Source organism: SAR324 cluster bacterium, assembly GCA_029245725.1.
Taxonomy (GTDB): Bacteria; SAR324; SAR324; order SAR324; family NAC60-12; genus JCVI-SCAAA005.
Genome location: JAQWOT010000345.1, coordinates 21,874 through 44,831 on the forward strand (window position 1 = coordinate 21,874; position 22,958 = coordinate 44,831).

18 protein-coding genes are annotated in these 22,958 nt (G+C 42.9%); 5 read left to right on the top strand and 13 right to left on the bottom strand.

Going from position 1 to position 22,958, the window contains the following annotated elements:
* Positions 1–3 precede the first annotated feature (3 nt).
* The 5 genes from hisD to P8O70_18995 form a co-directional block, all read right to left on the bottom strand.
* Positions 4–1,311, bottom strand: a complete 1,308-nt coding sequence (hisD, locus tag P8O70_18975) for a histidinol dehydrogenase (GenBank protein MDG2198923.1) — start codon at positions 1,309–1,311, stop codon at positions 4–6.
* 9 nt (positions 1,312–1,320) lie between these two features.
* Complete coding sequence (locus tag P8O70_18980; protein MDG2198924.1) at positions 1,321–2,652, bottom strand: TRAP transporter large permease; 1,332 nt, start codon at positions 2,650–2,652, stop codon at positions 1,321–1,323.
* Positions 2,653–2,665: 13 nt separating this feature from the next.
* On the bottom strand, positions 2,666–3,181 hold the full coding sequence (locus P8O70_18985) for a TRAP transporter small permease (GenBank protein MDG2198925.1): 516 nt from the start codon (positions 3,179–3,181) through the stop codon (positions 2,666–2,668).
* A gap of 183 nt (positions 3,182–3,364) precedes the next feature.
* Positions 3,365–4,513, bottom strand: coding sequence for a TRAP transporter substrate-binding protein (locus P8O70_18990; protein MDG2198926.1), 1,149 nt, complete (start codon positions 4,511–4,513; stop codon positions 3,365–3,367).
* A gap of 16 nt (positions 4,514–4,529) precedes the next feature.
* The gene (locus P8O70_18995; protein MDG2198927.1) at positions 4,530–4,727 is read right to left on the bottom strand and encodes a hypothetical protein; all 198 of its coding nucleotides are present in this window, start codon (positions 4,725–4,727) and stop codon (positions 4,530–4,532) included.
* Between the two features lie 187 nt (positions 4,728–4,914).
* Here P8O70_18995 and P8O70_19000 point away from each other — a divergent pair, with 187 nt between their 5' ends.
* The 3 genes from P8O70_19000 (at position 4,915) to P8O70_19010 (ending at position 9,320) form a co-directional block, all read left to right on the top strand.
* Positions 4,915–5,961, top strand: coding sequence for a LacI family DNA-binding transcriptional regulator (locus tag P8O70_19000; protein MDG2198928.1), 1,047 nt, complete (start codon positions 4,915–4,917; stop codon positions 5,959–5,961).
* Positions 5,962–6,110: 149 nt separating this feature from the next.
* The gene (locus P8O70_19005) at positions 6,111–8,240 is read left to right on the top strand and encodes an adenylate/guanylate cyclase domain-containing protein (GenBank protein MDG2198929.1); all 2,130 of its coding nucleotides are present in this window, start codon (positions 6,111–6,113) and stop codon (positions 8,238–8,240) included.
* Positions 8,241–8,348: 108 nt separating this feature from the next.
* Positions 8,349–9,320 (top strand): aldo/keto reductase, encoded by a 972-nt coding sequence (locus P8O70_19010; GenBank protein ID MDG2198930.1) that lies wholly within the window; start codon positions 8,349–8,351, stop codon positions 9,318–9,320.
* A 21-nt stretch (positions 9,321–9,341) separates the two neighbouring features.
* Here P8O70_19010 and P8O70_19015 read toward each other — a convergent pair whose 3' ends face one another.
* From P8O70_19015 to P8O70_19040, 6 genes are all read right to left on the bottom strand, one after another.
* Complete coding sequence (locus tag P8O70_19015) at positions 9,342–10,178, bottom strand: carbohydrate ABC transporter permease (protein ID MDG2198931.1); 837 nt, start codon at positions 10,176–10,178, stop codon at positions 9,342–9,344.
* Entirely contained in the window at positions 10,175–11,059 is an 885-nt protein-coding gene (locus P8O70_19020; protein ID MDG2198932.1) for a sugar ABC transporter permease, read from the bottom strand. Before P8O70_19020 ends, P8O70_19015 begins: the two co-directional genes overlap by 4 nt.
* Positions 11,060–11,121: 62 nt before the next feature.
* Positions 11,122–12,402: an ABC transporter substrate-binding protein gene (locus P8O70_19025; GenBank protein MDG2198933.1), complete on the bottom strand. Its 1,281-nt coding sequence runs from the start codon at positions 12,400–12,402 to the stop codon at positions 11,122–11,124.
* Between the two features lie 89 nt (positions 12,403–12,491).
* Positions 12,492–13,505, bottom strand: coding sequence for an ABC transporter ATP-binding protein (locus P8O70_19030; GenBank protein MDG2198934.1), 1,014 nt, complete (start codon positions 13,503–13,505; stop codon positions 12,492–12,494).
* Positions 13,502–14,299, bottom strand: a complete 798-nt coding sequence (locus P8O70_19035; GenBank protein MDG2198935.1) for a DeoR/GlpR family DNA-binding transcription regulator — start codon at positions 14,297–14,299, stop codon at positions 13,502–13,504. Before P8O70_19035 ends, P8O70_19030 begins: the two co-directional genes overlap by 4 nt.
* Before the next feature lie 292 nt (positions 14,300–14,591).
* Complete coding sequence (locus P8O70_19040; GenBank protein MDG2198936.1) at positions 14,592–16,232, bottom strand: hypothetical protein; 1,641 nt, start codon at positions 16,230–16,232, stop codon at positions 14,592–14,594.
* Between the two features lie 338 nt (positions 16,233–16,570).
* Between P8O70_19040 and P8O70_19045 the strand changes: the two genes are divergently transcribed.
* Positions 16,571–18,265, top strand: a complete 1,695-nt coding sequence (locus tag P8O70_19045; GenBank protein MDG2198937.1) for a macro domain-containing protein — start codon at positions 16,571–16,573, stop codon at positions 18,263–18,265.
* Between the two features lie 55 nt (positions 18,266–18,320).
* Here P8O70_19045 and P8O70_19050 read toward each other — a convergent pair whose 3' ends face one another.
* Positions 18,321–19,976: a sigma-70 family RNA polymerase sigma factor gene (locus tag P8O70_19050; GenBank protein ID MDG2198938.1), complete on the bottom strand. Its 1,656-nt coding sequence runs from the start codon at positions 19,974–19,976 to the stop codon at positions 18,321–18,323.
* A gap of 596 nt (positions 19,977–20,572) precedes the next feature.
* On the opposite strand from P8O70_19050, the gene P8O70_19055 reads away from it, so the two are divergent.
* Positions 20,573–22,159 carry a sulfatase-like hydrolase/transferase gene (locus P8O70_19055; protein ID MDG2198939.1) on the top strand — a complete coding sequence of 529 codons (1,587 nt, stop codon included), beginning with the start codon at positions 20,573–20,575 and terminating at the stop codon, positions 22,157–22,159.
* Between the two features lie 348 nt (positions 22,160–22,507).
* On the opposite strand, the gene azu is transcribed toward P8O70_19055, so the two are convergent.
* A partial coding sequence (azu, locus tag P8O70_19060; GenBank protein ID MDG2198940.1) for an azurin occupies positions 22,508–22,958 on the bottom strand: 451 nt, incomplete at its 5' end.

Here is a 22,958-nt window from a genome sequence, read left to right on the forward strand (position 1 = left end):
ACCTCAGTTTCCAGCTGTCAGATCAAATTGTTCTGTTGGAAAATACTTGGCCAAACGAATGTCTGCTGTTCTGGCATGAGCTTCCATGCCTTCAAGACGAGAGATTCTAGCTGTAGCCTCGGCGATGTCCTTCATTCCATCTCTGGTTGACTTTTGCCAAGTCACAATTTTCATGTACTTGTGCACAGAAAGCCCCCCAGTGTAAGTCGCGGCACCTGAGGTTGGCAACACATGGTTTGGGCCAGACGCTTTATCTCCGAAGGCCACTGTTGTCTCTTCACCTAGAAAGAGAGATCCATAGCACTTGAGACGATCCAGCCACCAATCTAAATCATTGGCCTGGACGGTGAGGTGCTCAGGAGCATATTCGTCTGAGGTTACTGCCATCTCTTCCCGGTCTTCGCAGAGAATGACTTCAGCATAATCTCGCCAGGCAGCCTCTGCATTCACACGATTAACCTTGGGTAGGGAATCAATCAGTTTTGGAACAATTTGGATGACCTGTTTAGCAAGATCACGTGAATTGGTCACCAGCCAAACAGGTGAGTTATAACCATGCTCTGCTTGCCCAACAAGATCAGCTGCCACAATTTCAGCATCAGCAAACTCATCGGCTAGAATTAAGCTATTGGTTGGGCCGGCAATCATATCAATACCGACTCTTCCAAAAAGAATTCGCTTCGCTTCAGCAACAAACTGATTTCCAGGCCCTACCAGAATATTAGCCTTTGGCAAACCGAATAAACCAAAAGTCATTGCCGCCACACCTTGTACCCCACCCATCGCAAGAATAGTATCCGCCCCACATTGGTCTGCCGCAAAAATAATTGCTGGAGCAATCCCTTCACCTGGCCGAGGTGGGGAGCAGGCAATGATGTTCTGGCACCCAGCAACCTTTGCGGTGGTGACAGTCATGATCGCACTAGCAATATGACTGTATCGCCCACCTGGAATGTAGCAACCAGCGGTGGTGACAGGAATACTCTTTTGCCCTGCAATCAAGCCAGGCACCACCTCCAGTTCAACATCCTGCATGGTTGATAGCTGAGCTTCCGCGAATCGTTTCACATTATCGTGTGCGAAAATAATGTCTTTCTTCACCTTCTCAGGAACAAGGGTAGCAGCCTTATTTATTTCTTCCTGATCAAGCAGAATATGCCCATCGTACTTGTCAAACTTAGCAGCAAATTCGAGGGCTTTTTGGTCTCCACCTTCTTCAATTTCACTGAGAATATTTTGGACAGTTTGGTGGACATTTGAGGCATCTGTTTGAGCAGTGAAGCTAGCTTTCTTCAAATAGATTTTCGACATCTCTCAAGTTTACTTATAGATTTCAGGGAGCATCGTTGTGGAAATTTCTGGCACGAATGCGATCAGTAGAACTACGAGCATCATAAAGAAGACAAATGGAATAGCGCGCCAGGCAATGTTGAGGATTGATTCTCCTGTCAATCCTGAAACGACGAAGAGATTGAGCCCTAGCGGTGGGGTGATAAATCCTACCCCAAGAGCTGTGATCATCATCACGCAAAACTGAATCTCATTCATTCCAATATTGTCAGCAAGGGGCTTCAGAATAGGAGCCAAAATAACAATATTTGGGGTGGCCTCCATCACACACCCTGCAATCACAAGCATTGCCACCATCATCAAAATGAGGATAGCGGGTGATTCTGTGAGTGATGTCACCGAGTAGACAAAACCTTGGGGTACTCCAAGAATCGCTAGAACCTGAGCCAAAGGTAGTGAAAATGCGATGATTGGTAAGATCACCCCATTGACCTTGGCTGAACTCAACAACATGTCTGGGAAGTCAGACAATTTCAGGGTGCCAAGAATAAAGCCGATGATAATGGTCACGACGACGGCAGTAGCACCCGCCTCCGTAGGCGTCAAGGAACCAGAGAAAATCCCATAGAAGATGATTCCGGGAACAATAAAAGCGTACCAACCAGATTTCAAAGCCTTGGTAAGATTCTGCCACCACTTAATAACTGTAATATTTTCACCTAATTCATAGGAATTCAAACGATTCATCACAATATTTGTGATTAAAATTGACAACAATATCGTTAGACCAGGAATAACAGCTGCCAAGAAGAGAATGGAAGCTGAAATCCCGAGAACAAGTCCGATGATGATGTAAGAGATCGATGGTGGGATGAGTATACCTGTACAAGAACCAGCGGCCACAAGTGCACAAGCATAAGGCCTGGGATAACCACTTTCGACCAGACGGCTGATAGTCATCCGGCCCACAGCAGCAGCTCCCGCTGCATCTGAACCAGAGATGGAGGAAAACATCCCACAAACCAAAACCGTTGCAGAACCGAATCCCCCCTTTGTCCAACAAGTCAAAGCGTCTGCAATATCCAGAAACTTGCGACTCAAGCCTGTTCGAACAAGGACATCACCTGTTAAAATGAACAAAGGGACTGCTGTTAGAGCGAAAGCGTCAATTCCATCAAAGAGGCTTTCTCCGATCAAAGATAGCGGCAGAGCTTCTGACATGATCAGCATCAGGATTGCTGCTGAACCGATGGAAACCCAAACAGGAACTGCCAAGGCACAGAGCACCACGAACATGATCACTGGTAGGTAAAAGTCCCAACCCAATGTTACAGCCTGATCCTGTAATTGACTCCATAGCATGATGATTCCTCAGCTACTCAAACAACGCCGAGCCTTCAAAGACTTCACGGCCTTCTCTGAAAGCTTTAAAATCATGAATCAGGGACTGGATCAAGCGAATGGTGATCAGACTAAAGCCAATTGGAATCGCACAAAGAAACCAGACCATAGAGATACGTAAACCATGGCTCACAGAGCCAAACTTTGCCGAGACTAGAACAGTTTCAAAAGACCAGTACAGGGCAATGCAAGCAACAGCGAGTGAGATCAAGTCTCCCAACATGTACAGCAAGGATTTCCACTTTGGAGCCAAGTAGTGCATGATGACATCGATTCTGATATGAGCTCTGTCCCGAAATGCTGCTGCAGCTCCGATCCAAGCTAAATATATGAAAGAATACCTAACAATTTCTTCACCCCAAATCGATGAATAAGAAAAAACTTCGCGCCTCAAGACTTCGATTGCCATTGTTGAAACTAACATAATGTAAAACACCAATAGCAACCACTTCTCAATATTTTTATTCAGGACTTTTAAAAAGTTCTGCATGCAGATTTCACTAAATCAAAAATTTTAATTTTTTTTAAATATTAGACGGTACAAGTCTTTTAAGTTTACTGATCTAAAATGTTTAGTAAGACTCATTCTGGAAAAGATCAAACCTCCAAGAATTCAGAAAAGCATCGAATTTGAAGATTTGATCCAATTCAGCTTCAAAACAAAGGGGCGGAATCAAGCATCATGAACGTAGTAGCGACTCATGGTTCCTGCAGCCTCCTCTAATCTGTCAAAGGCCTCCATTGACCCAGCCAATTCAACCTTGAATTGGTCCCATTCAGATCGTTGATATCCACCAGCAGCTTTCCACTCAGCAAGTTGATCCTGTGTCAAAGAATGAAATTCTACTCCAGATTTGACCAATTCAGCCATTGCATAGCTTCTTGCAGAAGGCACCTTTGCCAGGTTTTGTTGTGCGGTAACCTCACTCGCAAACTCAATTCCGTCCTGAACATCGGATGGAAGGGATTTAAACCATTCCAGATTACAAGAATACACTTGGCTGTCTGGAACTGCCTGAGTGAATGTTACATGGCTCAGGATATCCTTGAAGCCAAACACGAAGAGTGCTCCCACCGAAGGATCTAGAGCGTCAGCAACACCTTGTTTAATCGCTGATGGTGTTTCACCCCATGCCACAGGGGTTGGATTGGCCCCTACCATTCGGTAATACTGCTGCAGCATTTTTGAACCGGGAACACGGAATTTCACTCCATCAAGATCTTTTGGAGTAATTACCGGACCAGGACCACCCTTACGAATGGCAACAACTCTAGGATCAATGACAATGTAGAAAAGTGCCTTGAATCCACTGGCCTCTACCTTAGGATGAACCTCATTCTTCCAAGCGTTCGAAGTCACCAAATTAGTGAAGCGCTGATTCGATCCACAAAAATATGGCATGTTGATTAAGTCAACAGCAGAGGCGAAGGGGGCAAAGTTTGAGAGGGAATGTTGGGCGGCCTGAATAGTGCCGCCTTGTACTTTTTGAGCAAGCGCACCTCCAGCTCCCAATTGCCCACCTGGAGCCAGCTTTACGTAAATTTTGCCGTTGGTGGAGTTTTGAATATTTTCTTTGAGATCCAGCTGTAGAATTGGGTAGCTTCTAGATGCTCCTAAGACGTATGCGGTTGCTACTGTCATTACATGAGCAGCTTCCTTTTCACGTTTGCGTTCTTCAGCTGCTGTTTGCGCCACAGCCTCACTAGAAGAGAGAGCACCTGCGGCTCCGGCCACCATGGCTGCTGTAAAACTGCCCTTGCCTACCAGTTGCAGAAAATTCCGGCGACTGACTGACTGTAGTTCTTTTGCTTCATCACTCATGTTTGGACTCCTTTGCTTAAGCGCCATTTACGTTGGACTTGTTTCGTTCTATCCTCTCAACCTGCTCACGTTTCAATATGGTGATTGTGAAAATTATGGAGGCTACCAATAACAGCAACATTTCACCGACGTCACCCAAAAAAGGTTGTCCTCCCATAGTTCCAATCAAAACATTTGTAAAGAAAATAACGAGCAGAATGATCGTCAGAAACATCTACCTTCTCATTCGTAATTACCACACAATTATGGCTTCAGTAAGCATTATGTAAACGCTTACATGGCAAATCAATTAACCGAATATAAATTTTGATGCAAGCGCTTTCATAGACTAGTATTTGGAAAAAATTGACTATATATTATTAACTCTTTGAATTGATAGATTTTCTTCAGGATAGAAAAAATTGAATTCCAACAAAAAAAAGTCGAACAATAGCTTAGAGAAACTCGCGACTCTCGCAGATGTTGCTGAACAGGCTCAGGTTTCGACTGCGACGGTATCACGTTGCCTGAATAGTCCCGAAAGAGTTAACCCCAACACTAGAGAAAGAGTTTTTAAAGCTATCGATGCTCTGTCCTACACACCAAATTTTGGTGCCCGGGCCATGGCAGCACGCAGAACTCAAACAGTGGGTGCAGTGATTCCTACAATAGAGAATTCGATATTTGCTAGAGGCATCCAAGCTTTTCAAGAGGAGCTAAGCAACCATGGCTTTACCTTGTTGGTAGCTAGTTCCTCTTATAAGCAAGCGAGAGAGGAGGAGCAGATCAAAAACCTGATTGCCCGAGGTGCGGAAGGATTACTGCTGATTGGTTACGACCGCAATCCGGTTATCTATGAGTTTTTGAGAAATCGTAAAATTCCAGTCTTGGTAACTTGGGCTTTCGATCCGTCTGAATCTCGGCCAGCAATCGGCTTTAATAACGTTGAGGCCATGAGTAACTTGACCAAAAAGATAATAGAGCTTGGTCATCGCCAAATTGGCTTTATTACCGCGTCGCTTCAGAATAATGATCGAGCAAGAAATCGCTTCAAGGGAATTCAGGAGGCTATGAAAAAGGCTGATCTGCCAGAAAAGAATCTTCAATTGGTGCAGACCAGCTACTCAATTGAAAATGGTTCAAAGGCTTTCGAGAAAATCATGGGTGGAAAACAGAGACCCACTGTTGTGATTGGAGGTAATGACGTCTTGGCAGTCGGGGCTCTGAGGAAAGCCATAGAGATGGGATTTAGAATTCCCGATGATGTTTCTGTCACAGGATTTGATGATATTGAATTAGCACAAGTGGTTGATCCACCACTAACCACTGTACATGTGCCTCACCGTAGAATGGGTACCCGAGCTGCCCAAATTCTTGTTTCATTGATTAACGGTGAAAAATTTGAGAATAGCGAAAAACTTCAAACCACTATTCAATTTAGAGGAACCCTTGGGCAAGCCCCCCAATGATTTTTTTAAGAAATAGAATAATCCTAAAAGGCCAACAAAAAAACCAACTACTGATTTACTTTTCTACTAAGAATGTTAGTTTTACTTTCAAAATCAACTGATCTATTTTGATAAACTTTTCTTTATAAACAATTACTTAATAGGTTTCTTTGAAAGTTAAACTCAAAGTTAACATCATCGTCGCTTTCTCTGCACTTTTGATAGCGACGGTATCAATCATCTTCTTTTATACCCAGAAACAGACATCTACTGGTGTAGACCAAATCACTCAAGATCTAGTTTCTACTGTCACGAAAAATGTCAGTGACGAAGCGATCTCTTTCCTGAAGCCTGCAGTACAGATCGCAACCAATCTCACTCAAAATCCCAGCAGACTCAAAAGTTCTCTCAAGCATAGCGACTCCCTTGAAACTCATTTTGAAGTCCACGCTTTGGACATGTTGAAGATGCACCCTCAGATTTCAGGAATCTTTGTAGGAGACGAACAAGGACGGTTCCTATTTGCAAAGCAAATGCGAGAAGGAAAAACTGGAATCAAAGTGATTGATCCGACAGGTGAACTGTTAACCAAATTTATGAACCTTCTTGAAGAAAAGGGTTTACAAGATTTGAATATAATTGGGGATGAGAACACAGGTACTATCGTGAATAGCTTTTGGAAAAATCTTAACGCTGCAGGTGAACTCAGTGAAATTAGACTCAATAAAGATGACAACTACGATCCGAGGCTCAGACCTTGGTATCAGGGTGCTCAAAAAGCCGAGAAGATCTTCTGGACCAATACCTATATTTTTTTCACAGCACAGAAACCAGGAATTACCGTAGCCGAACCCTATTTCAATGCATTTGGAGATCTGATTGGTGTTGTGGGTGTTGATATCGAGTTAGATCAACTGTCGGTGTTTCTTGAGGATCAACAAGTTGGGAAAGGAGGCCTTGTCTTCATTTTCGATAAAGAAGGAAATGTCATAGCCTTTCCAAAAATCAAGCTGATGAAAATGGAAAATGAGAAGATGAGACCACTACAATTCGCTGAGCTAGATTTTCCTTCTGTTCAGAAAGCTATCAATAACTATTTCGAGACCGGAGAGCACTCCTTCACAGTAACTGAAAATGGGATCAATTATTTTTCGGTCTTCACTCCTTTTCCAAGCAACTTTGGTAAGGACTGGCTGATCGGAATCGTTGTTCCTGAAGATGATTTTATCGGTTTTTTTAAGGAGATGCAGACAGGAATTGTCCTCATCTCTCTTTGCGTTTTGTTAGTTTCAATTGGTATAGCCTGGTGGTTATCCAACAGCATTTCTCGACCAATCGAAAGAATCACAGAGGAACAAAAAAGGATTGAAGGGATGAATCTTGATGGAGAATTTAATATTGATTCATCCATCACGGAAGTAGAGGCACTAAGCCATGGTATGGTCGCAATGCGCAATAGTCTGAAAGCCTTCCAATCCTACATTCCAGCTGAACTTGTTCGTCAGCTAATCCAGCAAGGAGAAGGCGCAACTCTTGGTGGAAGAGAGCGAACCTTGAGCATTTTGTTTGCGGACATTTCTAACTTCACCACGATCTCAGAAAATATGGCCCCCGAACCCCTGATGCTTCAACTGTCAGAGTATCTTGGCATGTTGGCGGACACAATAAGATTTAATCATGGTACCGTCGACAAGTATCTTGGAGATGGAGTCATGGCATTTTGGGGAGCGCCAGTACCTTCTGAACAACACGCAATTCATGCCTGTCAAGCAGCATTGAACTGCAGCAAGGGAATCCAGGAAATGAATCGGTCATGGGAGTTGAAAGGCAAGAGGCCTTTTTGGTCACGATTTGGGATTCATACTGGTGTAACTCTGGTTGGCAACCTGGGTTCGCAGAGTCGAATGAATTACACAGTTGTTGGAGACTGTGTGAATCTGGCTAGTCGTCTTGAGGGCGTCAACAAGATCTATAAGACCGAAATCATTGTCAGCAGTGACACTCGTGATGCTGCAGAAAAGGCATTTCTTTTCAGGCCGCTTGGTTCCGTAGCCGTAAAGGGGAAGAAACAAGAGGTGGAAATCTATGAATTGATTGAATCCATAACCCAGGCAACGGAAGAACAAATCCAATTCTCAGGAGATTTTACGGCGGCACTTAGCCTGTTTCAGAATGGAGATTTCTTTGAAGCTAAGAAACTCTTCTCAAAGATTGGGGACCAAAACCCTACAGATCATTCTACCAAAATTTACATTGAAAAATGCTTAGAAAAGGAGGGACCTGGGATCTCCAGAAATTGAATTTTCCAAATTTGAGACTTTTCTTGGAACGTTGCTTTCTAAAAGCATCTCACAAAACCGTCAAGCAGACTCGTTTTAGGTAATTAAACCCCTGGATTAAAGAGAAAAATGGAACGTAAGCAAATTGGAAAATCAGGATTGTTTGTCTCAGAACTTTGTCTTGGTTGCATGACCTTTGGAGAACCCACGCGCGGAAATCATGCTTGGACCCTCCCTGAAGAGCAATCAAAACCCTTGATTCGGCAGGCGCTTGATGCGGGCATTGATTTTTTTGATACTGCCAATGTTTACTCAGACGGCTCTTCAGAAGAAATTCTTGGAAGAGTGCTATGGAGCTGGGTTAGACGGGATCAGATTGTTTTGGCAACCAAGGTCTTTGGAGATGAGGATCCAAATTGGCGAGGATTGTCTCGAAGAATTATCATGCGACAAATTGATAACTCATTGAAGCGGCTTCAGACTGATTACGTGGATCTCTATCAGATTCACCGCTGGGATCCAGTTACCCCGATCGAGGAGACAATGGAGGCTTTGAATGATGTAGTTCGAGCTGGGAAAGCCAGATATATCGGTGCGTCATCAATGTACGCCTGGCAATTCGCCAAAGCCCAGCAAGTTGCAAAGGAGAATGGATGGGCTCACTTCACAAGTATGCAGAATCAGGTCAATCTGATTTATCGCGAGGAGGAACGCGAGATGATTCCACTTTGCTTGGACCAAGGCGTGGGTTTGATTCCATGGTCCCCCATCGCTCGAGGCAAATTGGCGCGCCCAGTTAGTATCTCAACAGCAAGGGCTGAAACAGACAACGTTCTCGAAAATATGTATTCCAAAACCATCGATGCGGACAACGCAGTTATCAGTAATGTTGAAGCAATTGCCAGTGAAATTGGCTGTCCGATGGTACAAGTTGCTTTGGCTTGGATTCGTCAGAAGGAAGGGGTATCAGCACCAATTATCGGCTATACGAGGTCAGAACAGTTTGAGCAGATGCTCAGTGGTTTGGATTTAGTGCTGGATCTAGAGATGATTGACCGGTTGGAAGCTCCCTATATTCCTCATGTGCCAGTGGGGTTCTGAAGTCTTTCGTTTAATGAAGGACTACTTGATTCCAGAATGCATGAAGGACTGGATGAACTGTCTTTGAAACAGCAGGAATGCTATCATTAATGGTGCTACCGAAAGCAGGGTTGCTGCCGAAACAATGGACCAATCGACTCCAGATTCTGGTGCTCCAAAAACCCCTAATCCAACCGTAAGAGGTCTTGTCTCCACAGAATTACTAACAATCAAAGGCCACAAAAAATTATTCCAGTGGTGACTGATTGAGACCAACCCGTAGGCAAGGTAGGTTGGTTTTGCTAACGGAACATAAACCCGCAAAAGAACACCGAACATCCCACATCCCTCCAATCTAGCTGCTTCCTCCAACTCTTTGGGAGTAGATTTGAAGGTCTGCCTCAACAAAAAAATCCCAAATGCACTTGCCATGTAGGGCAGTCCAATTCCGGTGATTGTGTCCACCAAACTCAAGTCTGCAAGAGTGCTGTAGTTCTCAACGATTAGGATTTCAGGGGTAATCATTAACTGAACTAGCACTAAAGAGAACGCGATGTTCTGTCCGGCAAATTGGTAACGAGAAAAGGCGTAGGCAGCCAATGTACAAATAACCATCTGTGATGCCAGAAGCATTGTTACTAGCACGAAAGTGTTTAACCCGTATTGCAGAAAAGGGGCTTGAGAAAGCGCCTCACCAAAATTATTCAGAGTGATTGGGGCAAACAGCTCAAAATTGACAGCATATTCGCTAGGGTGGAAGGCTGCCCAAAATGCATACAATAGAGGTGAGATCCAAATAAGTGCCAGCAACCACGCACCCAGGGTTTCTAATCGGATAGAATATGTCCAATATTTCTGTAAACGAAGTTGTTCAGTCATCGATAATGAATCCTTCTATCGAACAGAAAAAACTGAAGCAAAGCTAAAATTGCTAAGAGCGCCAAAAGTACTACCGTGAGTGTGGAAGCATAATTTGGATCAAAATAAGAGAAGGCGTTTTCGTAGATGTAATACAGCAAAAGATTACTTGCGTTATCAGGACCACCCTTTGTGAGAACAAAAAGATGGTCGACAAGCTTGAAGGAATTCAGAACCGCATTGATCAAAACAAAAAGAGTCGTTGGCATCAACAAAGGGAAGGTAACTCGCCAGAAGAAGTACCATCGAGAAGCACCCTCTAATTTTGCAGCCTCCTCTAACTCTTTTGGGAGATGTTGTAGTGCTGCCAGATAAAAGATCATGAAGAAACCCGCCTCTTTCCAAACTGTCATGACAATCACCGCTCCTAGGACGGTATCTGGATCTCCCAGCCAATTGTGCCCTGAAAACCCAAGTCCTTGTAAAATCTGATCAATTAAACCAATTTCTGGCGTGTAGAAAAACAACCAGATGTTGGCAACAGCGATCATTGGCAGGATCGTTGGTGTAAAATAAGCCATCCGCAAAAACCCTTGGCCAGGCAAGGAACGATTGACAAGAAGGGCCATTACAATCGCTATGGCAACTGAAGTAGGAATGGTTCCCAATGCGAACCAAAGGTTATTGAACAGAACCTTCCAAAAAATTGGATCTTCCAACATTGCTTCATAATTGCCGGCCCCAATAAATCGACTTGGTCGGATGGCCGAAGACTTGGAAAAGAAGCTGTCAATGAGGGTCGCTATGGTGGGATAGTGCGTGAATGCAATCAGCAAAATAGCAGCCGGAGTCAGCAACAACCATCCGTAAACATGTCGCATTCCCGGACTAGAAGATCGCATGAAAAGATATCTTAGTGGGAGGGATGTTGACGGTCCAAGCAATGTCAGACCGTCAATTGAAATTAGCGATAAGAACGCAGTAAACGATCAGCCGTAGATTGGGCCTCCTTCAAGGCAGTTTCAGGTGATTTTGCACCCGTTAAGGCAGCCTGAATGGCATCATCCAAGGCCTTACGGATTCTGCCTGTTTGGAATGTAGAGAGTTCCGCTGTTGCATAATTTAACTGATCTCGAGCTACAGCTGCATAGGGGAAATCAACAACATAGTCCTTTAGCTGGGAAGTCTGATAGGCAGCCGGGCTAACACCCATATAACCTGTTTTGATGGACCATTCTGCTGAACGCTCAGGACTTGTCATGAACTTGATCAGCTTCATTGCGGCAACCCTTTCTGGTTCTGATGTCTGCTTGAAAATATAAAAATTTCCTCCACCAGTTGGGGTTCCTCTCCGCTTGTTTGCTGGTAACATCGCAACACCAAAATCAAATCTAGCCTTGTTCTTGACCGTTGTTAGGTTTCCTGTTGAGTGCCACATGATCGCAGTCTTACCTTCCAAGAAATTCTGACGCAATGTACCCCATTCAATGGTTCCCTCTGGCATTACTTTGTGCTTGGAGCCAAGATCTTTCCAAAATTGAAGCGCATCCACAGTTCCTGCTGCATCAAAAAATGTTTTATCCCCAGAGCCACTCATCAAAACTTGATCGTTTTGCATGCTCAAGGCTCCAAACATCCAGTACGGATAACCTGTGGATGGAATCATCATTCCCCACTTTGATCCATCGCTTGCTGTCAATTTTTTTCCTGCTTCCACTAACTCATCCCATGTGGCTGGAGGCTTGTTTGGATCCAAGCCTGCCTCACGGAATGCATCCTTATTGTAGTACATAACAATAGTCGATCTCTGAAAAGGAATGCCCCAAGTTTTGCCAGCAGTGCGGCCATTTTCCATTAGGGTTGGATAGAAGGAGTCCAACCAAGCCTTGTCTTCTGTCGTGGAGACGATGTCATCAAATGCGATGATCGCGTCTTGTTCAATCAATTCATAAATGTCGATAGAAAACATCACAGACAACTGAGCAGGCTGCCCACTCTTCAAGGCTGCAAGAGCTTTGATTCTGGCATCATTGTAATTTCCTGCATAAATTGCGCTGACTTTGATATCAGGGTTTTCCTTCATAAAGTCATCAACGATCCCATCAACGATTTTAGTCAGTGGACCACCAACGGCCACTGGATAGTACATTGTCAACTCAGTTTGTGCATAAGCTAATGCTGAGGCAAAACAGACCCCTGCAGTCAGCGCAAAACCGGTCGCAAATTTTTTCAGTCTCTTGAACATGCTATCTCCCTTTTGACGCTGGGAATTAAAGAACCAATCTGGTTCTGAAACTCGACTCTAGCTTTGCTACAGTCGGGTGATGTGACTCACTATGAGTCACAAATTCGGTTGCCATTTCTGTCAAATCCATGGCAGTCAACAGGGTCCCAATTGACTGAGACCGATTCTCCGATGGACACTTGAGCTTTTCCATCAATGCGGGCCATCAGACGCTGATCCTGATAAAGCAATCGCAGAACAGTCTCAGCCCCCATGTAATCAATAGCATCCACACTCATTGGGATGCCATCATTTGAAAGCTTGATTTTCTCTGGTCGAATACCCATCAACTCAACAGAGTCTGGGTTTCTAGAAAAAGCAGGAACGACCTTCTTGGATAGAATATTCATAGGAGGGGTACCCAAGAATTGAGCGGCAAAGACAGAAGAAGGTGTATCATAGAGATCTGCTGGTGCTCCCACCTGAACAATCCAACCATCTTTCAGCAAAACGACCTGATCAGCCATAGACATCGCTTCTGTTTGATCATGTGTTACGTAGATCATCGTCAGATTGAGATTCCTTTGCAGTCGATGAATTTCCTCACGCATCTCAGCTCGCAGTTTTGCATCGAGATTGGACAGCGGTTCATCCATCAAGCAAACAGGCTGATTGGCTACAATCGCTCTAGCCAAAGCAACTCGTTGACGTTGCCCTCCTGAGAGTTGAGCTGGCTTTCTGGAAAGTAATTTGTCTAGTCCAACCATCTCTACTGCAGCGCGCAGACGAGCCTCTCGTTCTGCTGAGGGAATCTTTCTAACTTTCAGGCCGAAAATGATGTTTTCGCGAACATCCAGATGAGGAAAAAGTGCATAGGATTGGAAAACCATCGAAACACTGCGTTTCGCGGGATCTGTTTGAGTAACATCTTGATTATCAATTAATACTCTTCCAGATTCAGCAAACTCCAATCCCGCAATCAACCTAAGGATTGTTGATTTTCCGCAACCTGAGGGGCCTAGCAGGACTGTTAGCGTGCCTTCGGACGCCTCAAAAGAAACCCCATCGACAGCTCGAAAATCATCCCACTGCTTAACAAGATTCTCAACTCGTACACCACTCATTTGCTTCCATCTCGACCACAGAGAATCAATTCAGACCCAGATTTATCCAAAATCTCCATGATTTTGGTTGGTGGTTTTCCATCACAAAAAACTTTTGTAGCCTCACCGATCTGTCCCCCCCTGACATGTGCAGTACGTGAGAACTTGGTTTGATCTAAAACCAAGAACGTTTTTCGACTGTTTTTATGAATCAGTTGTCTAGCTTGAACCTCTTCATCTGTGAAATCCAGTAAAGTTCCGTCTTCATCTACCCCAGCGACTCCATAAATTCCAATGTCGAAAATGTAGGAGGAGAGCAGTGTTTCCATCCCTTTACCCAGCACATCACAGTCATTGTTTCGAATTCTGCCTCCTGCAATATGTACTTCAAAGCTTGGATTGGAGCAGGCCAGCATTGCAATGTTCAAATTATGTGTGAAGATTCTCAGACTTTCATGCTTGAGAAGAGTTGCTGCTACAATTTCTGGGGTTGTTCCAATGCTGAAGGCTAGGGTTGTATGATGGGGTACACAATCTCGAACTTTCTCTGCAATATTCTCTTTCGCTCCTCTTGCGAGGATTTGTCTGGATCGATACGAGAGATTGCCAGAGCCACTTATTCGCTCCACTCCTCCGTGACGACGCCTGCCCAAACCACAATCACAAATTATATTTAGGTCTCTTCTAATCGTCTGTGAGGTGACGTTATATCGATCAGCCAAACTATCTACATGAAGAAATCCTTCCTCTCGCACCAAGTCCGCAATTTGTGCCTGACGTTCGGAAAGATCCATGGGACGAAAATTAGTTATCATGATGTGGAACTTGCCAAAGAATGTTCAGATGCGCAACTAAAATGTTCATTCGAACATTATTAAAAATTATTAGTAGAAATTTCGGCTTTAATGAAATCTAAAATTAGACATCTTATAACAGTAAGTTATATTTAATTTTTCATTAGAATCATAAGATTTTTTGATTCTATTTTTTTCAAAAGAACAAATTTTCTGATTCAGATGAAAGTGAAATCAAAGTAGGAGGGGCCCTATGACAAGAAAAAGAGTTCCTTACTCTTGCCATAGAGTTGGGTCTGGAGATGTTATAAACTCAAAGGGTTTCACATTGAGTATAGAAGCTAAAGCCGTCATTTCGGATGGGTATCCGTAAGCCCAGAGGTTGGGCGTGCTTAGTTAGCTGTTCGCGAAAAGATCGCTTTGGGTCCCCGAGTTCATCGGTAGGGAGTCCCTTCAGCACTTTCACCATATCCCGATACACTGTGGGTGTGATTCCACGAATGGAGAGATAACAATCAGGAAGTTCACCGATCGGAGTTTTTAGATCTGGAACGAGTAAATGCAGTTCGTATTTATCATTCTCGTGATAGGGCCGAAGCGTAAAAAAAGTTTCAGCAAAATAGAGATGGCCTTTACTTACCGACATCCGAAACCAACCTGCATCGCTCCCTTCAACAATTGGGAGACCTGAATTTCTGAATATTTCTGCTAGCTTATTAAGCTCTTCCCGTTCTGCCTCTCTCGTTTCATCCAATTCCAACCAACCAAGCGGATGAATTTGGATCCAATCAGGAATGTCTTCAAGAGGAAAATCAGCCTGATGTAGCCTTAGCCATGCAAGCCCAATCAACCAGGACTGCTGCCTTTCGTCCAACTCGATTTCCAGTGACTGTTCTTGTCCGCTGCGTCCATAGAGCAACAGACTTTCAGGCCCATAAGGCAAATCAACTTGTTCTTCCACCAAATCAGCCATGACCATAGATTTGGGAACATCCTTGAGTTGTTGCCAAAACAATTTGCCCGCACTCTCTCGCCAAGCATCCACAAAAAACTTACGGTCACCCTGCTTTCCAATCAAAATTTCATCCGAGGTAGCCCAGACCAATTGGCCCTTTGGCATCTCGATTTGTCTCCTGCAAAGCTGTTGAAATCCTGTTTGTGTTAATTGAACTGTGAAACAGTATATCTGATATCTAGTATAAGCATGATTTGCACGGGCTCCCTCCAACTTGTCATAGCTATCAAGTGTTTGGTGTAACTCAGCCTGATAATGCTGTGATAGCAGACCCAATTCTTCGTTCAGTTCTCTAGACAAAGTATGGGGAAGTGCTTGGAGGATGTGATTTACATCCGCAGTTTGTTGCCATACTAGACGCTCTTCGATGGTTGATTCTGGGAAAGCTTTCTCCAAGTCATGTAAATTAAGACGCCCCCCGATCAGTACATGGTTTGGATTAGCTTTTCGCTCACGATCCTCCCGATGATTAAACAAGAGGCTGTTTTCAATTTTGATCAATGCCCAGGCTACCTGCACCTCACGTATCGGGGCTGGCTGATGTTCTTTATGGAAGTGAATTCTGCGATTTTCAACCTCGATCAGTAAATTTCGTTGTTGTTCTAGGTAACTTTCATTATGCCACCAGCCACTTTCAAAAAATTGGGGCCTTGGCGTTGCCAAACTATCCAAGAGGGAACGAGCCATCAGACTGGCTGGGTAACTAGTAAATTGCCACAAACCTTCTCGGAGCTTCGTTGAATCCAAGAGGCCCATCGCTTCCCAATTCTGTTGTAGCATCATGACCACTCCCTCCACAAAACCGTGTGTAATAGGCAAGTCGTCAGCAATCTCATCAATTAGTTCTTTGCATGAAACTGAAGTCAGGAATGGACCTTCCTCAGCTATTCTTGGTAATCTATTCGGTAAAAATTCCAAAATCTTATTTAATTCAGCCATTGCATTTACTTTAAAATGATAATTTTAATAGCGTCATCAATAACTTCACGCAAATTAATCACTGAGGAAGTACGTGTTGGTTGCGATTTCAATATCTTCTTTTTTAGGGAATGTATAAGTTCATCTGCAACGGATCTCTGCCATAAGAAACTTCAGTAGATGATGCTTTTGATAAATTCTTGACACAAGTTGAGTGCAAATGTAGTTTCACCAAACTACGATAGCCTATTTACTAACTACGACATCTTCATTTCTTGAAAATAATTGATTTATTCTGAGGGGAAAACATTCCGATGCAGCAATTTGAATAAAACCATCATCGTCCTAATAAGGTTTTGATGCGTTTACAAGCAATTCTTGGAGATATCACTGAACTCAGTGTCGATGCTATCGTCAATTCATGCAATAACCAAATGCATCTTGGCTATTCTGAAATTTCAAAGTGCATCCAAGAAATTACCGAAGGAAGGATTCAGCAAGCATTATTACATGATCCCAACATTGAACTTCCTGTGCCTCTTGGGACTGTCTGTGTAACAAAAGGAGATTTGTTACCCTGCCGATGGATCTTTCATTTGGCAACACATCGTTCTTGGGAAGAAATGAGTCGGGATGCTCATCTAGAGGAGGGAGATCAAGAATTTTGGGAAATCGTACAAGAACTCGTCCTAGATGCAATTCGAGTCGGTCTGAACAACCTCATTGCTACATCTGAAGAAATTCAGGCAAAGTCTCTAGCACTTCCTCTAATCGGCTCTGGATCATTAGGATTTCCCATTAGTTTGATGGCAGATGTTATTTTAGGGACCCTCCATCAAATTCTTGAGGAAACTCCTACAAATCACTTAAAGAAAATCCAAGTGGTCACATTGGATGAAAAAGTGTTTCAAGCCCTTCAAGAGAGAATAGATGGCCTTGACTGGAACTTTGCTGAAAAAAATTCTTTTGCTACAGAAGAGGACTGGGAGGAATTCTTAGCAGAAACTGGCAGTGAATCGCCAATCTCCAATGAACCAACTTTAGAGAGTGAGCCTGAAAAAAGAATACTTGAAAAAGGTCTAGAAGATTTACGAAATCAGCTTCAAACCTCTCACCAACGAGAAAAACGCTTACTACGACAAATAGAGCAGTTGGTTCGTGAAAATAAGGAACTGAAAGCAAAAGCTCATAGAGCTATTACGGGACAATCACAACCAATTGATCTTTGGGCTAGAATAGATCTACCCTCTCCTTTAGCGTATGCACAAAATTTGAGAATGGCAGAAACAGACCCGAATCGCTGCCACATCAACATGTTGAATGCTATTGGGATCGTTTCAAAATATTTTTCAGCGCTGATCTGTGCAGAGTATCTTCACGCTGGCTGCTTTTCAAAGGAATTAAATTCAGAATTACGTCATCGCTTTCGCCAAGGCCCGATGACAGATGGTAGTTGGGTTTGGGTCGGGAAACGAATCGCCAGAGCTTTTTACGATGCAGATTTGTATGGACAGCTGGTTCGGGAGGTTCCAAGAGCTTGGATTACAGAACGTGGAGAATGGGGTGGCTTTTCTGAAGCATTGCAACAATTGGTCAGCTATCGTAATCGCATCCACGATCCCGTTAATGCAGATTCAGGTCACGCTAGTGCCTGGTTAGAATTAGTTCTGCCGGTTTGGGTACAAATGTGTAAGTACAGCGAACCAATGACGTCATATGAGTTGCTCTTCATTGATCAGATCAGCGATTTCTCAGACGATCTTGGGGAGGAAGTGAGTTATTCAATCAAGCGATTACGGGGAGGATTTTTTGTACCTCCAAGTGAAACGCTCAAGCTTAGACAGCATCTTAAAAGTGGCCGTCTTTATCTACAGAGTGCGAACAGCCCGGATCTATTATCACTCCATCCATTCTTAACCTATGAGTATAGTCGAGTAACGAATAATCGTGAAACCTTCTGCTTAGATCAAATCCAGCATTCCACTTTGCACTACAAGGCTTTTCGCTACGCACACCGAAGTAGCCTTAATGACGATAAGCAGTTTCCACTGTAAATTGAGTCAGGGGCTGATTGAACATCAACCCCAATTTTTAGAGTAAAAGAGAAATTCAACATCCCTCCACGTAGTAGCCTCTCAGAAAATTGCTTCGGCAAGGATGTCGTAATTTAACAAGCGCTTGAAAAAGTAGCTGTCGGATCCGCTCCCGAGTAATTTTAAATTCCTTGCCAATTTCATCGAGTGTGTACTCCCGCTTGTGACCAATTCCAAATCGCATTTTGACAATTTTCTCCTGACGTGGCGGTAGCTGTGTCAGCATCTCCTCAATAACCTCTGAGAGGTCAGTTTTCATCATAGTTTGAAGAGGATCCACCACATTTTGATCTGGCACCACATTCTGCAGGGTGCTTCCCTCCTCACTTCCATATGGCTTGTCGATGGAAAGAGGATCATTCATGTTGTGCAACAATTCATGGACAAGTTCTTCTGGCATCCTGCTGCGCTCGACTACCTCAACCAGTGTCGGCTGACGTCCCAATTCCATCCCCAATTGCTGAGAGGTCTTCAGTACGCGTTTCCCTTTATCAATCATGTGAACTGGGATCCGAATGGTTCTCGAATGATCTGCAATTGCTCTGGACATCGACTGGCGAATCCACCAGTTTGCGTAAGTGGATAATTTGCAACCTCGCTCGTAGTCGAACTTTTCGATAGCCCTCATCAGCCCCAAATTGCCTTCCTGAATTAGATCCTCGATCCCCAGTCCACAATGGAAGTACTTGCGGGCAATGCTAACGACAAGTCGAAGATTGGCTTCCATTAGACGGTTTTTCGCTGTCTTCATGACTTCTAGTGATTTCTGTAATTTCATCACTTGGGATAAAAATTCCTTTTCATCCTGACCAGTCTGTTCAACCAAATCTTTTTTCCACTTCATGACTGATTCCAGCAATTGATATTCCTGCAAGACGTCCTTAAATGACTGTCCTTCCAGATCCTTAATTTCCAATTGTAGGGCAGCCTCTATTGGGACATTTCCAGGTTTTTTTGCTTCCTCCCAACTTTGCATCGACTTGAAAAGCTTTTTGGATTCTACACTCTGGGATTGTTGAAGCTCGGCAATTTGCTCGCTTGCACATTCAATTTCTCGAACTCGTTGAACAAGAAATTCTGTGAATTTTTCAATCTGGCTTTGATTGAAAGAAATCCACTGAATCTGCGAATGGATTCTATTGGACAATTTATCTATCTCTTCCTTTTCCAATCGGTTTAGTTTTGAAGCTTGACCAGAATTTTTGATCATTTGCCTTGAAATGAAATCATCAGAAACCAGACGAAGTTGCTGAACTAAGGTCTCAACTCGGCTCTCTTCATCCGTCTCAAAATCATCATCATCATTAACAACAGTGATGTGACGAATGGTGATCTCTCCATTCTCCAGTCGTTGTGCCAAGTTTTGGATTTCATCAAAAACCAGTTTTGATCCGAAAAGGATCTCTTCAATCTTTTGACGATGTGATTCAATTTTTTTGGCTAGTGCTGACTCTTGTTTGCGATCAAGCAGTTCGACCCTGCTGACATCTTTTACATAAAGTTGAAAAGAATCCTGAATCGAAGATTTCTCTTTATCCACAGCAGATGAACGCGCTGATTTAGCCACAAAATTTCCTTCATCTTCACTTGAATCAGAAGCTTCTAAAACTCCAGCAAATGCGAGATGATGATTGGTTGTATTGTCTGCGTTTACAAAATTTAGAGCTTCCATAATTGCCTCCTTATTGATTTAGATATGCCATTGGTTTCCGTAGCAAACTTTCAGATTTCCTGACTAACTCATGAGAATGATAGGAACTGCGACTTTAATTCTCAAAAATATAATTAATCTGAAAAATTCAAAGAAACCTTTCGTTGATCTGTAGCTGCCTACTCCACAAGCAGTTACGATATCAATAGGATAAATAAGTTAGAGAATATGTGTGAGGAGATCGGGGGGAGAAAAAAATAGTGAAAAAAATCAATTAATTTACTTTCTTGTCACAATATTTTCAGAGATCTACTGCAGATTTTCGTGCACAAGAACCCGAATAAATCGATGAAAACATTATTTACTGAAATTTGATCATTAATTTCAGTGGTTTTGAGAACTGATCATTTTTATATATGGACGACCACTTAGTTCAATTGCAGGAGTTTGACTGGCTCTTCAGAGTCAGAAATGTCAGAGAAATCCTCTCATTCACCCCCGAAAAACCCTCAATTGGAATGATAATTTAATCAGCTTCTTTATCTTTAAAAAATAAAAGCCTGTAAAAAATAAATAATAGTTTCAAATATTTACTTGTAAATTATAGAAAAAGAAAAATGACTCTTCCTAGGAATGTACTTTTCATCATGGCAGACCAACTTCGCTGGGATTGCTTGTCCCGCTATGGAGATTCCCTAGTTTCAACTCCAAACATTGACCTACTCGCCAAGGAGGGGGTCACTTTTGACAGGGCCTATTGCCAATCTCCCATATGTGGACCTTCCCGCATGTCTTTTTACACAGGTCGTTATTCACAGTCACACGGTGCTACTTGGAATGGAATTCCTCTAAAAGTAGGAGAACTCACTCTAGGTGATTTTATGAGAGAGCAAGGCTTGGCGACCTGGCTTGTCGGCAAAACTCATTTCTATCCTGATCTCTCTGGTATAAAACGAATGGGCATTGGGCTAGACTCCCCCACTGGCCAATTACTCCAACAATGTGGTTTCCAGATTCTTGATCGGATGGAAGGACTTTATCCAGAAGGACCCAAAGGAAGATGCAATCCTCTCAAATCAACCTATGAAAAATATTTGAATAACCTCGGCTACTCTGGCCAGAACCCTTGGAATGATTGGGCAAACTCAGCGGAGGGAGAGAATGGGGCGGTATTGGAAGGTTGGTACATGCAGCACGCTCATCGACCTGCGAGGGTTGCAGAAGAGCATTCAGAAACAGCTTACACAACAAATCGTGCACTTGAATTTCTAAAACTGCATGGCCAATCTCCATGGTGTCTTCATTTATCCTACATCAAACCCCATTGGCCTTATATTGCTCCATCTCCCTACCATCGATTATTTCGAGATCTTGAACTCCCATCAGCGATTAGATCGCAAAATGAGTTGAAGAATCCCCATCCAATCTATGAAGCACTAACTAAAATACGAGTAAGTAGAGCATTCTCTAAGAGAGAAGTCCGTGATCGTGTCTTGCCAACATATCTTGGCCTCGTCAAACAGTTAGATGACCACCTCGGCAGACTATTTCAGTTCATGAAAGACCAAGGGTCATTCGATCAAACGTTAATTATTTTCACTTCAGATCACGGGGATTATCTAGGGGATCATTGGTTGGGGGAGAAAGATTGGTTTCACGAACCGTCCGTAAAGATTCCTTTGATTATTCGAGATCCTTCTCAATCGGCTAATTCCTCACGTGGGTCAAGATCCACAGAGTTAGTGGAATCAATTGACCTGATTCCAACATTCATCGAAGCCTTGGGAGGAGCTTTCCCAGATCATATTCTTGAGGGAAAATCTCTCAAACCTTTGCTGCACAGTGAATCTACTAAGTCCATTCGAGAATGCGCAATCAGCGAATACGATTACTCAGTTGCTCCAATATCTTCACTACTAAACGCAGATCCAAAAAAAGCTCGGATCTACATGGTGGCCACTCACCGTTGGAAATACATTCATACTGTCGGATATCGTCCAGTTCTGTTCGATTTGCAGGAGGATCCTATGGAGCTGAATGATCTTGGAGATGACGCTGGCTACTCCAAAATTAAACGTGAACTTAATGACCAACTCCTGGAGTGGAGTCTCCGTCATTCACAAAGAATCACGATGTCTAATTCAGGGTTGGTTTCTCGGCGGGGCCGTTCAGAGGGTTTGGGAATTAGGATAGGTTATTGGTAAAAATGATCTTTTTGGTTGATCAACTAGATGAAATATTCAAAATGTAACTAAATTAGAGATAAAATTTAAGCAAATGTGGACTCAAATTTTGATGAAAAAAATCAAAACGTAAGAAACAAAGAGTTTTTTCACTAAATGGATTCGAAACAGCTTAAGCAAAGTTGAAGAAAAAGCCGTATCACTTAGAATGAAAAGAAAAACCACATTTGCAAAATAATTTGCTTGGCAGCGAATTGACAACGGAGAAATCAATCATAGCTTAACAGATTATGGGGATGACATTGAAAGAATCGAAGATGTCAAATCTGATTAACCAAGCATGTCTGTGAAAGTGATAATATCAGAAAATTAAAGTAGATTAATTTTACCCTTCATAATTGCCCAATGACCTGGAAAAGAACAAAAATAGATAAAACTTTTGGTACTATCTAGCTTGGAAGGATCAACTGTCAAGGAAGTAGATTCTCCACCTCCAATCATATCGGATCTGAAGAGTATTTTGTCAGAAGTTGGGAGATAGCCATTTTCAATCCCGTTTTCCATGTTAATTAATTGAGCAACCAGCATAAAATTGGATTCTTCAGTAATAACAATATTGTGCCCCATTGCTGAAACAGGTAATTTCCCACCATGTTTCAACTTAATGTCAAAAGAAACACACTTTGAAGAAATGTTAATTTCCTGAAGATCATACTTCATCATATCTGAACCGATAATTTGTATAGAACAATCATCTGCAAATACCAGATTGAAAGCGAACATTATAGTCATAAAAAAGAAAAGAATTTTCATAGTATAC

Excerpts from the sequence above, each read along its gene's own strand:
- hisD (MDG2198923.1), bottom strand. The coding sequence starts at position 1,311 with ATGTCGAAAATCTATTTGAAGAAAGCTAGCTTCACTGCTCAAACAGAT.
- P8O70_18980 (MDG2198924.1), bottom strand. The coding sequence starts at position 2,652 with ATGCTATGGAGTCAATTACAGGATCAGGCTGTAACATTGGGTTGGGAC.
- P8O70_18985 (MDG2198925.1), bottom strand. The coding sequence starts at position 3,181 with ATGCAGAACTTTTTAAAAGTCCTGAATAAAAATATTGAGAAGTGGTTG.
- P8O70_18990 (MDG2198926.1), bottom strand. The coding sequence starts at position 4,513 with ATGAGTGATGAAGCAAAAGAACTACAGTCAGTCAGTCGCCGGAATTTT.
- P8O70_18995 (MDG2198927.1), bottom strand. The coding sequence starts at position 4,727 with ATGTTTCTGACGATCATTCTGCTCGTTATTTTCTTTACAAATGTTTTG.
- P8O70_19010 (MDG2198930.1), top strand. The coding sequence starts at position 8,349 with ATGGAACGTAAGCAAATTGGAAAATCAGGATTGTTTGTCTCAGAACTT.
- P8O70_19015 (MDG2198931.1), bottom strand. The coding sequence starts at position 10,178 with ATGACTGAACAACTTCGTTTACAGAAATATTGGACATATTCTATCCGA.
- P8O70_19020 (MDG2198932.1), bottom strand. The coding sequence starts at position 11,059 with ATGCGATCTTCTAGTCCGGGAATGCGACATGTTTACGGATGGTTGTTG.
- P8O70_19025 (MDG2198933.1), bottom strand. The coding sequence starts at position 12,402 with ATGTTCAAGAGACTGAAAAAATTTGCGACCGGTTTTGCGCTGACTGCA.
- P8O70_19030 (MDG2198934.1), bottom strand. The coding sequence starts at position 13,505 with ATGAGTGGTGTACGAGTTGAGAATCTTGTTAAGCAGTGGGATGATTTT.
- P8O70_19035 (MDG2198935.1), bottom strand. The coding sequence starts at position 14,299 with ATGATAACTAATTTTCGTCCCATGGATCTTTCCGAACGTCAGGCACAA.
- P8O70_19040 (MDG2198936.1), bottom strand. The coding sequence starts at position 16,232 with ATGGCTGAATTAAATAAGATTTTGGAATTTTTACCGAATAGATTACCA.
- P8O70_19045 (MDG2198937.1), top strand. The coding sequence starts at position 16,571 with ATGCGTTTACAAGCAATTCTTGGAGATATCACTGAACTCAGTGTCGAT.
- P8O70_19050 (MDG2198938.1), bottom strand. The coding sequence starts at position 19,976 with ATGGAAGCTCTAAATTTTGTAAACGCAGACAATACAACCAATCATCAT.
- P8O70_19055 (MDG2198939.1), top strand. The coding sequence starts at position 20,573 with ATGACTCTTCCTAGGAATGTACTTTTCATCATGGCAGACCAACTTCGC.